At 65.0% G+C, this 12,916-nt stretch carries 15 protein-coding genes; 5 read left to right on the top strand and 10 right to left on the bottom strand.

Annotated features, from left to right (window positions below; genetic code table 11):
- Positions 1 to 3 precede the first annotated feature (3 nt).
- Genes VOI18_RS11535 through VOI18_RS11505 form a run of 7 tightly spaced genes read right to left on the bottom strand, consistent with a single transcriptional unit; the run spans position 4 to position 4,287 of the window.
- Positions 4 to 1,527: a monovalent cation/H+ antiporter subunit D family protein gene (locus VOI18_RS11535; RefSeq protein ID WP_323762565.1), complete on the bottom strand. Its 1,524-nt coding sequence runs from the start codon at positions 1,525 to 1,527 to the stop codon at positions 4 to 6.
- Positions 1,527 to 2,066, bottom strand: a complete 540-nt coding sequence (locus tag VOI18_RS11530) for a cation:proton antiporter subunit C (protein ID WP_323762564.1) — start codon at positions 2,064 to 2,066, stop codon at positions 1,527 to 1,529. The genes VOI18_RS11535 and VOI18_RS11530 overlap by 1 nt, the downstream gene beginning before the upstream one ends.
- A gap of 2 nt (positions 2,067 to 2,068) precedes the next feature.
- Positions 2,069 to 2,527, bottom strand: coding sequence for a Na(+)/H(+) antiporter subunit B (locus VOI18_RS11525; RefSeq protein WP_323762563.1), 459 nt, complete (start codon positions 2,525 to 2,527; stop codon positions 2,069 to 2,071).
- Positions 2,528 to 2,529: 2 nt separating this feature from the next.
- A complete protein-coding gene (locus VOI18_RS11520) occupies positions 2,530 to 3,099 on the bottom strand; it encodes a DUF4040 domain-containing protein (protein WP_323762562.1) in 570 nt (189 codons plus the stop codon).
- Positions 3,096 to 3,467 carry a monovalent cation/H(+) antiporter subunit G gene (gene mnhG, locus VOI18_RS11515; RefSeq protein ID WP_323762561.1) on the bottom strand — a complete coding sequence of 124 codons (372 nt, stop codon included), beginning with the start codon at positions 3,465 to 3,467 and terminating at the stop codon, positions 3,096 to 3,098. Before mnhG ends, VOI18_RS11520 begins: the two co-directional genes overlap by 4 nt.
- Complete coding sequence (locus VOI18_RS11510; protein ID WP_323762560.1) at positions 3,464 to 3,781, bottom strand: monovalent cation/H+ antiporter complex subunit F; 318 nt, start codon at positions 3,779 to 3,781, stop codon at positions 3,464 to 3,466. The genes mnhG and VOI18_RS11510 overlap by 4 nt, the downstream gene beginning before the upstream one ends.
- On the bottom strand, positions 3,781 to 4,287 hold the full coding sequence (locus tag VOI18_RS11505) for a Na+/H+ antiporter subunit E (protein ID WP_323762559.1): 507 nt from the start codon (positions 4,285 to 4,287) through the stop codon (positions 3,781 to 3,783). Before VOI18_RS11505 ends, VOI18_RS11510 begins: the two co-directional genes overlap by 1 nt.
- A 407-nt stretch (positions 4,288 to 4,694) precedes the next feature.
- Here VOI18_RS11505 and VOI18_RS11500 point away from each other — a divergent pair, with 407 nt between their 5' ends.
- Together VOI18_RS11500 and VOI18_RS11495 are read left to right on the top strand one after the other, a co-directional pair.
- The gene (locus VOI18_RS11500; RefSeq protein ID WP_323762558.1) at positions 4,695 to 5,567 is read left to right on the top strand and encodes a diacylglycerol/lipid kinase family protein; all 873 of its coding nucleotides are present in this window, start codon (positions 4,695 to 4,697) and stop codon (positions 5,565 to 5,567) included.
- Positions 5,564 to 6,349 carry a metallophosphoesterase gene (locus tag VOI18_RS11495; protein ID WP_323762557.1) on the top strand — a complete coding sequence of 262 codons (786 nt, stop codon included), beginning with the start codon at positions 5,564 to 5,566 and terminating at the stop codon, positions 6,347 to 6,349. The genes VOI18_RS11500 and VOI18_RS11495 overlap by 4 nt, the downstream gene beginning before the upstream one ends.
- 156 nt (positions 6,350 to 6,505) lie before the next feature.
- Here VOI18_RS11495 and VOI18_RS11490 read toward each other — a convergent pair whose 3' ends face one another.
- Both VOI18_RS11490 and VOI18_RS11485 read right to left on the bottom strand, forming a co-directional pair.
- Positions 6,506 to 7,597 carry a DUF2336 domain-containing protein gene (locus tag VOI18_RS11490; protein WP_323762556.1) on the bottom strand — a complete coding sequence of 364 codons (1,092 nt, stop codon included), beginning with the start codon at positions 7,595 to 7,597 and terminating at the stop codon, positions 6,506 to 6,508.
- Positions 7,598 to 7,673: 76 nt separating this feature from the next.
- A complete protein-coding gene (locus VOI18_RS11485; RefSeq protein WP_323762555.1) occupies positions 7,674 to 8,105 on the bottom strand; it encodes a DoxX family protein in 432 nt (143 codons plus the stop codon).
- 135 nt (positions 8,106 to 8,240) lie between these two features.
- Here VOI18_RS11485 and VOI18_RS11480 point away from each other — a divergent pair, with 135 nt between their 5' ends.
- The 3 genes from VOI18_RS11480 to VOI18_RS11470 are packed head-to-tail and all read left to right on the top strand — an operon-like array spanning position 8,241 to position 12,260.
- Positions 8,241 to 9,554 (top strand): MFS transporter, encoded by a 1,314-nt coding sequence (locus VOI18_RS11480; RefSeq protein WP_323762554.1) that lies wholly within the window; start codon positions 8,241 to 8,243, stop codon positions 9,552 to 9,554.
- 4 nt (positions 9,555 to 9,558) lie between these two features.
- Positions 9,559 to 9,966 carry a peptide-methionine (R)-S-oxide reductase MsrB gene (gene msrB, locus VOI18_RS11475; protein ID WP_323762553.1) on the top strand — a complete coding sequence of 136 codons (408 nt, stop codon included), beginning with the start codon at positions 9,559 to 9,561 and terminating at the stop codon, positions 9,964 to 9,966.
- A gap of 23 nt (positions 9,967 to 9,989) precedes the next feature.
- Complete coding sequence (locus VOI18_RS11470; RefSeq protein ID WP_416374881.1) at positions 9,990 to 12,260, top strand: S9 family peptidase; 2,271 nt, start codon at positions 9,990 to 9,992, stop codon at positions 12,258 to 12,260.
- Between the two features lie 203 nt (positions 12,261 to 12,463).
- Here VOI18_RS11470 and VOI18_RS11465 read toward each other — a convergent pair whose 3' ends face one another.
- A complete protein-coding gene (locus tag VOI18_RS11465) occupies positions 12,464 to 12,805 on the bottom strand; it encodes a GIY-YIG nuclease family protein (RefSeq protein ID WP_323762551.1) in 342 nt (113 codons plus the stop codon).
- Positions 12,806 to 12,916: the final 111 nt, after the last annotated feature.

The following is a 12,916-nucleotide window of genomic DNA, read 5'->3' as shown; positions in this document are numbered from 1 at the left end:
AGCTCAATTCCCTCCCATCACGGCTTCCGCCGCAGACCGGGCCAGCCAAACCAGCGGGTCGGCGTGGAAGAAGAAGTAGATATTGGCCAGGGCCAGCAGGCTCATCGGCAACAGAACCATCCACGGCGCCAGGCGACGCTGGGCCAGCTCGCCGTGATGACTGGGCGGACTGTCCATCCAGATCGCCGACAGGAGCCGGGCCACATAGGCCAGGGCCAGCAGGGATGACAGCATCAGCGCCGCCACTGCCCACCACCAGCCGCGTTCCAGCGCAGCGGTGACGAGATACCATTTCGACGTGAAACCGACGGTCAGCGGCACCCCGACCAGCGACAGGCCGGCAATGGTGAAAGCGGTCGCCGAGGCGGGCATGGTCTTGCTCATCCCGGCCAGGTCCTTGACCCGGCGGACGCCGAAATTGAGCGCGAAAGCGCCCAGCGCCATGAACAGCGCGCCCTTCATCAGGGCGTGGTTCATCAGGTGCAGCAGGCCGGCCTGCAGGCCGGATGCCGTGCCCATGCCCAGCCCGAGCATCATGTAGCCGACCTGGGCGACCGAGGAATAGGCCAGCAATCGCCGCGCATCGGTCTGGAAGACCGCCTGCAGGGACGCGACCACCATGGCGACCGTGCCGACCACCGCGAACAGCCAGACGAAGGACATTTCGACGAAGCTGACATCCGGGTGGAAGACCGAGAACAGGAAGCGGATCAGGGCATAGAAGGCCACCTTGGTCGCCGTCGAGGCGAGAAAGGCAGTGACGAAATTCGGCGCGAAGGCATAGGCATTGGGCAACCACACATGCAGCGGGAACATCGCCGCCTTGAGGCCCAGGCCGACCACGATGAAGGCGAAGGCGGCCTGGGTGACCCGGTTGTGGCCATTGACCTCGAGGATCGCCGCCATGTCGGCCATGTTGAGCGTGCCGGTGGCCATGTAGAGGAAGCCGACACCGATGACGAAGAAGGTGGCGCCGATCGTGCCGAGGATCAGGTAGTTATAGCTGGCGGTCAGCGCCCGCCGGTCCTTGCCCGCGCCCATGGCGATGAGGACATAGGTCGAGATCGAGGAGATCTCGAGGAAGACAAAGACGTTGAAGGCATCGCCGGTAATGGTGACGCCCAGCAGGCCGGCGAAGCAGACCAGGAAAGCCGAGTAGAACAGCGCCTGCTTGTTCTGGGCGATCTCGTCGGCGACGCTTGGCAGGGCGTAGAACACGCACAGCAGGCCGACGATGCCGACCAGCAGCAACAGCGCAATATTGAGCATGTCGACGCGGTATTCGATCCCCAACGGCGGCGCCCAGCCACCCATGTGATAGGAAATCACGCCCTCATTGATCACCTGGCCAAGCAGGTTGAGCGACAGCAAGGCCACCGCCGCGGCCGTGACCAGCGCCACGATCCAGGCGACCCGGCCATTGGGCACCAGGGCCGCCAGCGCGGCCGTGATCAGCGGAATGACAACAATCAGTGCCGGGGCGTGCATGGCGACACCGGCCGGCAGGAAGTCAGCCAGAAACTGCATTATTCGGCGCTCCCGGATTCAAGCGAGTAATCGGCGGCGTTCAGGGCGTCATCCTCGATCGTCCCGTAGGATTCGCGAATCCGCACGACCAGGGCGAGGCCCACCGCCAGCGTCGCCACACCGACCACAATGGCGGTCAGGATCAGGACGTGCGGCAGTGGATTGGAGTACAAGATCTCGGTCGCCTGATGGGCCGCATCGCTGGCGGCATGAGCGCCCGCATCGGCGGCCGGTGCAGCATGGTCGGCCGCGTATCCGGCCGCGGCATCCGCCGCATGACCAGCCTCGGCCGCACCATGGCCCGCGCCCTCGCCGCCATGCCCATAGCCATCATCGGCCTTGTAGTTTTCCAGGATGGGCGGTGCGCCGCCAAACACCTTGCCGATGGTGATGTAGAGCAGGAAGACCGAAGTCTGGAAAATCGACAGGCCGACCAGTCGCTTGACCAGGTTGCCGGTGGCGATGACCACATAAAGCCCGATCATCATGAGAATGATGATGGGAATATAGTTGAAGCGTTCTGCGAGGATCTCCAGCATCGCTACCACTCCTCATCCGGGATGTCCGGCACCCGGCCGGCAAAGGCATAGAAGATGGCCAGCATCACCGAGGAGACCGTGGTCAGCACCCCGATCTCGATCAGGATGATGCCGTAATGCTGGCCGGTATGGTGACCCTGGTCCGGGTGCAGGGCGTCATAGTCGAGATAGTTCAGCGGCTCGCCGGCCCCGTTCATGAACAGGGTGGCGACGCCGACCCCGGCGAAGATCAGGACGCCGAGCGCCGCGCCGACGCGGACGGCAACCGGCGGCACGGTGCGGCGGGCCGCGTCGATGCCGAAGATCAGCGCATAGAGGATGACCGCCACAGCGATGATGACACCGGCCTGGAAGCCGCCACCCGGGCCGTATTCACCATGGAATTGCACATAAAAGCCGAACACTACGATCAGCGGGATCAGGAGCTTGGCGACAACCTGCAGGATAAGGTGCGGAGACATGATCAATCCTCCTCCTCTTCACGCCGGCGCGCGCCGGTACCGAAGCCCAGCAACAGCATCACGCCCAACGCCGCCGAGAAGACGACGACAACTTCGCCCAGCGTGTCGAAACCGCGATAGCTGGACAGCACCGCGGTGACCACGTTCGGGATCGAGATATCGTGCGGCACCTGCTCGAGATAGTCGCGGCCGACATAGGCGTTGGCCGGGCTGTCCGGGTCGCCATAGACCGGCATGTCCGGGATGGCGAAGAAGAGCGCCGCCCCGGCGGCGGCGACCACCACGAACGCCGCCCAGTGCCGACCGGCACCGGCCGGCTCGCTCTCGCGGGCGGTGAGCAGCATCGCGCCCAGCATCAGCACGGTGGAGATGCCGGCACCGACGGCGGCTTCGGTGAAGGCCACATCAACCGCGTCCAGCGAGACGAACCAGGCGGCGCAGAGCAGGGAATAGACCCCGGTCAGCATCACCACGGCGAAGAGATTGCGTAAACGGACAATGGCAAAACCGACCGCGAGCAGCATCGCGATCAGCAGATAGTCCAGATACTGGGTCAGGTCGGCATGGTTCATTTCTGCCCCTCCGACGCGCCGGCATCGGCCGGGTGTTTCGGTTTGAAGTGCGACAGGTCCGGCTTTTGCCCGGCCCGGTGCGCCGCATTGGCAATGGCGTGGGTGGCGGTCGGGCTGGTCAGGAACAGCAACAGGCCAACCAGCGCCAGCTTGGCCGCCGTCTGCCAGTCTCCCGCCTGGGCGATCAGGCCCAGAATGATAAGCTCGGCGCCGAGCGTATCGGTGACGCCGGCCGCATGCATCCGGGTGTAGAAATCGGGCAGGCGCATCACGCCGGTGGCGCCGGCGATCACGAACACCAGGCCGACGGCCATGGCACCGATCGCGAACACGTCACGGGCATGCTGGAAGATCTCGGCGGGGCTCATTTCTCGTACTCCCCATCCAGCGCCTTGCGCAGCGACATCTGCGCCAGGGCGATCTCCAGCGAGCGATAGCGGAAGAATTTCAGGATCGCGATGGTCGCCACGAAATTGATCAGCGCGTAGAGCAGCGCGATGTCGATGGCGTCCTGGCGGCCGACCAGGGCGGCGAAGACCAGCAGGAAGAGGACCGTCTTGGTGCCGAAGGAATTGGCCGCCAACACGCGGTCATACAGGGTCGGCCCGGCAAACAGGCGTGCCAGCATGATGGCCATGGCAACCGCCATTCCGATGGCGACGAGAAAGATCATGAAATGCATCAGTCCGTCCTCTTCTTCCTGCCATCCGAAGCCGTGTCCGAGCGGGCGCCCATCTCGGCAAAGCCGGCCGGGTCGGTAAAGGAGTTGTCCAGCGCGTGGACCAGGAAACCGTCATCCTCGACATCCACCGTCACGGTACCCGGGGTCAGGGTGATCGAATTGGCGAAGACACAGCGCCCGAGCTCGGAACGCTGGTCGGACGGAACCCGGATCAGGCGCGGTTCGACCTCGATTTCCGGCTTCATGACCAGGCGCAGGACAGCCAGGTTGGCCTTGACGATCTCACCGCCCAGCCAGCCCCAGTAGGCAAACAGGGGAACCGCCGGTGCCACCGGTACGGTCTCGCGGTCAACGATCCGCATGCGATAGGTCAGATAAACCGTTGCGATGATGCTGATCACGCCCAGCCCCATCACGATGGGATAATCCCCTGACAGGGTGAACGGGCCGGACAAGGTGAGCCAGAGCGCCACCAAAATGGCGGTCAGGCTGATGCCATAGAACATGGAAACTCCCCGCGCGATAACGCTTATGCTTCGGTAATTAGCCCGACAGGCGAGCCTTGACCAGATGAAGCGGCGGGGAAGATGCAGACAGAAACTGTGTGGGTATCGATCTGACCGCTCCGCGGTGTCGGGGCGCGGAACCGTGACACGCATTCTTGTCACCCCTGCCACCCGCCTGCGCGGGCGCAGGTTCCCGCCCGGCGCAGGCCGGGCGAAAGTCAGGGGCCTAACTTTTGGCCACATGTTGGTCCCCGCCTTGCGTCCGGCCTTCGCCGGACAACCAGCGGGGATGACAAGCGATGCGGCGGCCGCGCAGGGTCGAACAGTGCCGCTTGAATGGCCCACACGCACTGGACCCGACCCGCAACACGCCCCACCTTGTCGGCAGGCCTGACAGGAGTGCCCCTGTGAAACGCATTGCCATCGTCATGAACCCGCGCAGCGGCACGCTCGCCCGGTCCGGCGACGGGCTGGTCGAGGCGCTGCGCGATCATCCGTCCGTGTGCCGGATCGACGACCTCGTCGAGGGCGGTGACGGCGCGCTGACGGCGGCAATGGACAGCGAGGCCGATGCCATCGCCATTGCCGGTGGCGACGGGACGATCCGGGCGGTGACCGAACAGGCGCTGGACGCGAACTGCCGGCTGCCGCTCATCCCGCTGCCGCTGGGCACCGCCAACCTGCTGCCGCGGGCGCTCTATGGCGACCGTGACGCGCTGACCATACTCGATGAAGTCGACGGGTATGACCGCCACGACCTCGCCGCCGGATCGCTGGACGGCAACCTGTTTTTGATTGCGGCGGCCATCGGCTTTCCGACCGCCCTCGCCCGGGCCCGCGAAAGCCTGCGTGATGACAGCCGGCGACACCCCCTGTCCGGCGCCCTGCGCGGAACGGCGGCAGCGCTGGGTCAGGCCTTCCGGCCGCGGCTGAGCTGCCGGTTCGACGGCCGCAAGGTGTCCGGGCGCGCTTCCGGGCTCTATGTCACGCTGGCCACCGACCCGCTGCACGAAACCCTGACCGACACGCCCGATGCGCGCTTTGCTGCCGTGCTGACCAGCTGGCGCCATATCGGCGACATGGCAGCGGCCCCGGTCGACACGCTCACCCGTACCGACAATCCTGACGCCCGCACCCGCCCCGCCTGTTTCGACACCGCCGAGATCCGTTCGCGCAAGCCACTGGCGGCGATGGTGGACGGTGAGCCACTCACCCTGGGCCGCCTCGCCCGCATCACCCGCCTGCCAGACCCTGTCACAGTCCTGAAGCCGACCGCATGACCCGCATCATCCATATTGCCGATCTTCATTTCGGCGCCGAAGACGCCGAGCTGGTCGCCGGTTTCGAGGCGGCCTGCGCCGAGCTGGAACCGGAGCTGATCATCGCCGCCGGTGACTTCACCCAGGCCGCCCGCTGGCGTGAGCTTCAGGACGCCGCCGCCATGTTCGAGCGCATCGGCCGGCCCGTTGTCGGCCGTCCCGGCAATCACGACGTGCCCGTCTATTCACCGGGCGAACGGGCCTTCCGTCCCTGGCGGCGCTATGAAAAGGCGCTGGGCGAGCAGGTCCGACCAGGCTGGTCCGGCCCTTCGGTTCAGGTGGAAACACTGCACACGGCCCGCCGCGCCCAGTGGCGGCCGGACTGGTCACTGGGGCGTGCCGCGCCGCGCGATGTCGATGCGGCCCTCGACGCTTTTTCGGCCGCCGGTGCGAAAACCCGCATCCTCGCCTGCCACCACCCGCTGGTCGCGCCCGACCCGGCCGACGCCCGCGCCGCGACACATGGCGCCGCCGAAGCGGCCCGGCGCCTGTCGGCCGCCTGCGACCTGGTCCTGACCGGCCATCTGCACGAAACCTTCGTCCTGCCCTCTCCCGATCCCGACCAGACCTGCTGGTTCATCGGCACCGGCACCACGTTCTCGCGGCGGACAAGACAGGAAAGCGCCAGCTTCAACCTGATCGAGGTCGATCAGGATGGCATCCGCATGACCCGTCAGGAAAGTGATCCGGCGGGCCGGTTTGGCGCCGGGCGGGTCTGGGAGCTGGAGCGGGGGGAGCGGTAGCTCCAAACCTTGTCACCCCCGTCGGATGTCCGGCGAAGGCCGGATGCAGGACGGGGACCTAACGGATTGCAACATATAGGTCCCTGACTTGCGCCCCGCCTTCGCGGGGCGTCCATCCGGGATGACAACGTGCGGGTAACTCGGCACCGAAGCCGGCTATTTTCCGCCCTTGTCTTCCATCGACAGGTTCCAGTAACGCAGCACGGTCTGGGCCTTTTCAACGGACAGGCTGTCGAAGACCTTGCGGGCCTGGGGGACCGGCTCGCTGGTCAGGGAGCGGCCGAGTCCGCGCCAGACATGCTCGAAACTCGGCCATTTCAGGCCGGTCGCCTTGCACAGGACCGCGATCGGCTCTCCGGCCATGTCATCGAGCATTTGCAGGACCAAGCGGCGATCGACATTGGCGAGGGTCGAGATTTCGGTGACGATTTCCGGCAGCGCACCATCCATGGCCATCGCTTCCAGCGTGCCTTCCAGCGAGCCATAGGGGCTCAGCTCGGCCGCGTCCCGATTACGCTGGCGCCGGTCGATATAGCGCAGGATACGGGTGACCATCGGGTCGGCCCATTCCTCGGCGGCAGCCATCGGAAAAATATCCTCGGACGCGTCGATCAGGATGGTCCGGTCGACGGCGAAGCGTTCCAGTATCTGAGCGCGATCAACATGTTCACAGGCCCAGAACAGGCGGAAAGCCTGGGTCGGACGCAATTCCTCGCGCTTGATCAGAAGATGGGAGAGCTTGCCGACTTCGGCCGCCATGCCGACCAGATGGTCGACCGTCGGCAAAGCCAGGACACAGGTCTTGTTGCGCAGCAGGCGCTCGATCACCGGCGTTTCGCCGGCGGCCGCCAGCGAGGCCGAGACCGTCGCCGACAGGTTCTCGCGATTGGCGAGGGCCAGGCGGTGCTGCAGCTTGCCGACCCGGGCGATCTCCATCATGTCGAAATCCGACAGGGCAAGGCAGTCGGACAGGATCGGCTCGGCAACCTCGAACTCGTCGCAGGCCAGGGTCCGCAGCAGGCGACTGGGCGCATCGGTCAGGCCAGACAGGCGTTTGGCGCAACGCTTGCGCAGCTCGACATCGCTGGCCCGGATCACATCAAACAGCAGATCGCCCACGATCCAGCGCTCGCGCGGCGTGATGCGGCTGGACGGCAGGCCGACAATGTCGGCCAGCCGCTTGGCCAGCACGGCGCGGGTGCGCGTGGTGACGGGCTCGCTGAGCTCAAAGGGTTCGGCATTCGCCATGATGGGGCCTGTCAGATCCGGTCTGACCGACAGGATGACGCCTGCGCGTTAACGAATCGTGGGTGGGACGGCGCCCTCAGCCCTTGCCGATGACTGGCAGCTTTTCCCGGTCCATCCAGGTCAGAACGGCCGAGATAGCGCCAAAGACAACCGCCATGCCGAACAGCATCGGCGAGCGCTCATAGCCGCCATCGGCGGTAAAGGCGACGGGCGCATTGATGCCCAGCCACGGCGACAGGTGGAAGACAATCGCACCGCCGATGACGGCCAGCGACAGCGCCGCGCCAAGACCCTCCAGCCGTTTCAGGAAGACGCCGGCCAGCAGCAAGACCGCAGCCAGGATTTCCAGCACACCGGTCAGCATCCGCACCTGCGGCTCGAAAAAGCCCATCCCGGACGCCTCGGCGATATGGCTGAAGACCGGGTTGGCGGCGCCAAATTTCTGCAACCCCATGAAGACCAGGAAGGCAGCAAGAAGGAGGCCGAGGCCGGGTTTGATGAATGTCATGATGGGCACCATTTGGCTGTGTTTCGGGGCAGGCAGATTTGCTTAAGGCCAACATGTTGCTAGACAAGGCGCAATACAAATCACGCCGGATCACGTAAACGGCGATCCTCCATCCGCACGAGCCCAGATCACACCTTGCCCGTCTTTCGTCCCCTAGCCGGCAATCGCAAGCTTCGCATGCCGCCCTTCGGCGCCTATCTGGTGCTGGTGGCTGGCTGGTTCTTCGGCTTTGGCCTGCAAACCACCCTGTTTCCCGGTGTCATCACTTTCACCCTGCAGGAGAGCCCGGAACGCCTCGGCCTGGCGCAGGCGGCGCTGACCGCGCCGATGATGCTTCTGCTGCCCTTTGCCGGTGTGCTGGCCGAACGCAAGGACCGGCGCGGCATCGTCTTCTATTTCTACATCTTCGCCGGCCTGTCGGCGGCGGCGCTCGGCTTGATGCTGCTGACCGGTCACCTGACCTATTGGGTGATGGTCTGCTTTGCCTTGCTGATCGGGGTCGCCGGCGGTTTTGTCATGCCGGCCCGTGACAGCGCCATCAATCCGGTGGTGCGGATCTCGGCCCGCACGCGGCATGGCGGGATCGAGCTGCAGCGCGCCGTGGTGATGGCCTCGGCGGTGCAGTTCGGCGCCCAGATCGCCGGCATGGCGGTCGGCTATTTCGCCGCCTATACCGGCCCCGGCGCGCTCTTCCTGATGCAGGCGGCGGGCCTGTGCATTGGCGGCATTTCCGCCGCCTTCCTGCCGCGCCTGGGCTCGAAGCGGGACAAGTCCACCGCCCACCCGATGGCCGATCTGGCCGATGGCGTGAAGGCGGTCTTCACCTCGCCGGTGCTGATGCCGATGACGCTGATCATGATCGCCCTGGGCATCCTGGTCGTCGGCGGCTCCTTCCTGGTGCTGATCCCGCTGATCATCCGCGAGAGCTATGGCGGCGGCTTCCCGGAGATTGCCAGCCTGATGGTGGCGTTCTGGGTCGGTGCCCTGGTCGCCAATGTGGCGCTGGTGAAGTTTGGCCAGATCGAGCGGCCCGGGCGGGCGCTGATCCTGGCCCAGGCGGTGACCGTGATGGCGACGGGCGCCTTTTATTTCCACCTGCCCTTCTGGTCGCTCTACCTGCTGGTGTTCGGCTGGGGGCTGGGCGCCGGTGTGGCGATCTCGCTGTCGCGATCGGTGGTCCAGGAACAGGCCCCGCCGGACAAGCTGGCGCGGGTCATGTCGGTCTATCAGCTCGGTTTGTTCGGCGGCATGCCCGCGGGTGCCGTGCTGATGGGTGTGGTGGTCGGTCAGCTGGGGCCCAATGTCTCGGCGCTGATCCCGATGTTCGGACTGGGCGTGGTGTTGTTGGTCATCTGCCTGACCACCCCCATATTGTCGGTGAGGCGCGGCCAGCCCCATGCCCTGTCTTCGCCCGACACCGCCGCCACGCCCCCCGCCACGCCGGAGTGACAACATGCCGAGACTGAGCGCTGCCGAGATCGAGGCCCTCAAGGCCAAGCTCGACCCGAACACCCATGCCATCGCCTTCGAGGAAGGCACCGAGCACGCCTTCTCCCATCCGTTCAATGCGGAAAAGCGCGAAGGCCGCTATCACTGCAAGGTCTGCGACATTCCGTTGTTTGCATCGGACCACAAGTATGACAGCGGCTCCGGCTGGCCGTCCTTCTGGCAACCGGTCGAGGGCGACAACATCGAAACCAAGACCGACCACAAGCTGCGCCTGCCGCGCACCGAAATCCATTGCGCCAATTGCGGCGCCCATCTGGGTCATGTCTTTCCCGACGGACCCCGCCCGACCGGGCAACGCTTTTGCACCAATGGCGGCGTGCTGGACTTCCAGCCTGCGGCCAGCGAAGAATAGCCGGGAATCTTGAGGGGACATTTATGCGTAATTTACCGCTTGCCGGGCGGATCGGCGCGGGCCTCCTTGGCCTCGCCCTTGCCGCCTGTAGCCAGGAGACTGCCATGACGACCGACACTTCGGCCGCCAACACCCCATCCGTCACCACCCACGGTGCCCTGATCACCCGCGCCCAGGGCCTCGAGGCACCGCGCGCCGAGCAGCGCCCGGTGACCATCGAACAGGTCGGCTTTACCCGGGTCGACGAATATCAGTGGATCAAGGACGACAACTGGCAGCAGGTGATGCGCGAGCCCGACGTTCTGGACAGCGATGTCCGTGAACTCCTCGACGCAGAGAACGCCTATCTCGATGCCGTCATGGCGCCGACCGAGGCGCTGCAGGAACGGATTTTCCAGGAGATCCGCGGCCGCATCAAGGAAGATGACAGCTCGGTACCCGAGCGCGACGGCGACTATGCCTACTACACCCGCTACCGCGAAGGCGGCCAGTATCCGGTCTTCGCCCGCCGGCCGGTCAATCCGGAAACCGGCGAACCGATGGGTGACGAGGAAGTCCTGGTCGACGGTGACGCCGAAGCCGCCGATTTCGATTATCTCGACTTTTCCGACATGGAGCACTCGCCGGACCACCGCTATGTCGCCTTCGGCGTCGATGTGCGCGGTTCGGAGTATTATGAAATCCGGGTCAAGGACGTCGCTACCGGCGCCATCGTCGCGACCCTGACCGATGAAAGCTCGGGCGACTTCACCTGGGCCAATGACAGCGCCACCCTGTACTGGGTCTGGCGCGACGATAATGGCCGCTCCAAGCGCGTCTATCGCCAGCCGGCCAATGGCGGCCCGTCCGAACTGGTCTATGAGGAACCCGATGACGGCTTCTTCGTCTCGGTCGGCCTGAGCGACAATAACAACCACATCGTCATCAATGCCGGCGGTCACACCTCCAACGAGATGCGCCTGATCGACGCCAATGACCCGGCCGCCGAGCCGGTGCTGATCGCGGCGCGTGAGGATGATGTCGAATACTATCTCACCGAAGCCTCGGACCGCTTCTACTTCCGCACCAATATCGACGGCGCGGTCGACTACAAGATCATGTCGGCCCCGCTCGACAATCCGGCCCGCGAAAACTGGGAAGAGTTCGTTCCGCATCGCCCGGGCACGCTGATCAATGGCGTCATCGGCCTGGCCGACTGGCAGGTCCGCGTCGAGCGTGAGAACGCCCTGCCGCGCATTGTTGTGCACGAATACGCGACCGGTGAGGAATACAATATCGACTTCGACGAGGAGGCCTATTCACTCGGCGCCTCGGCCGGATACGAGTTCGCCACCGACATGCTGCGCTTCTCCTACGAGAGTCCGTCAACGCCGGAAGAGACCTATGACTTCAACCTGCGCAGCCAGGAGCGCACGGTCCTGAAACGCCAGGAAGTCCCGTCCGGTCACAATCCGGACGATTATGTGGTTCGCCGCATCATGGCGCCGGGTCATGACGGTGCCCAGATCCCGGTCACCATCCTGCATCACCGCGACACGCCGATCGACGGCACGGCCCCGCTGCTGCTCTATGGCTATGGCTCCTACGGCATCACCATTCCGGCCGCCTTCCGCGTCACCCCGCTATCCTTGGTCGATCGCGGCATGGTCTACGCCACCGCCCATATCCGCGGCGGCATGGCCAATGGTTATCAGTGGTATCTGGACGGCAAGCTGGAGCAGAAGATCAACACCTTCCGCGACTTCGTTTCGGCCGGTGAAGCGCTGTCCGAGCTGGGCTATACGTCGCGCGGCCAGATCGTCGCCTATGGCGGCTCGGCCGGCGGCCTGCTGGTCGGTGCCGCGATCAATCTCCAGCCCGACCTGTTCGCCGGTGCCATCGCCGCCGTTCCCTTTGTCGACGTGATCAACACCATGTCGGACCCGGAACTGCCGCTGACCCCGCCGGAATGGCCGGAATGGGGCAATCCGATCGAGAGCGCCGACGATTACCAGACGATGATCGAGTACTCGCCCTACGACCAGATCGAGGAGATGGCCTATCCGCACGTCCTCGCCACGGGCGGTCTCACCGATCCGCGGGTCACCTATTGGGAGCCGACCAAATATGTCGCCCGCCTGCGCGAGCGCCGTACCGATGACGGCCTCACCCTGCTCAAGATGAATATGGGTGCCGGCCATGGCGGCGCCTCCGGCCGCTTCGACAGCCTGCGCGAAACCGCCCTCAACTGGGCGTTTGCATTGATGGTCGTCGGCCTCGCCGATGATGAAGTGGACGCCATCGCGGCGGAGTAGCCGCGGCGCGTGTGAGTGAAATGGAAGAAGCCCGGGCCAAGGCCCGGGCTTTTTCTTTGCCACACCATCTAATACCCTTGTCATCCCCGCTGAATGTCCGGCGAAGGCCGGACGCAAGGCGGGGACCCAACTGGTTGCAATCACATAGGCCCCTGACTTTCGCCCCGCCTTTGCGGGGCGTCCATCAGGGATGACAGACGGGATCAGACCTTTTCGCTTTCCCATGCCCGCATGCCGTCCGGCACGACCTCGCGCGGATCAACGCCGCCCATCTCCCAGTAGATGTCACGCCAGCCGGGATTGGTCGTCTCGATCAGATTGACCTTCCAGGCCCGCCGCCAGCGCTTGATCCGCTTTTCCCGCGTGATCGCGTTATTGACGAGCTCATGGCTCTCGAACCAGACCAGCTGATCCACGCCGTAGCGGGCCGTGAACCCGCCCGCGTTCCGAACCTTGTGCGCATAGACCCGCGCCAGCAACTCGCGCGTGACCCCGCAATAGAGCGTGCCGTTCCTGTGGGAAGCGAGCAGGTATACGTGAAACATGAATGCAATTATAAATTGCAGTATGTGTTTTGTCATCCCTGATGGACGCCCGGCGCAGGCCGGGCGCAAGTCAGGGACCTAGATGTTCGACCAGTTAGGTCCCCGTCCTGC

Source organism: Maricaulis sp., from assembly GCF_034670125.1.
Classification (GTDB): domain Bacteria; phylum Pseudomonadota; class Alphaproteobacteria; order Caulobacterales; family Maricaulaceae; genus Maricaulis.
Note: the sequence above shows the minus strand (reverse complement) of the source record. Positions and strands in the feature narration are given on the sequence as shown.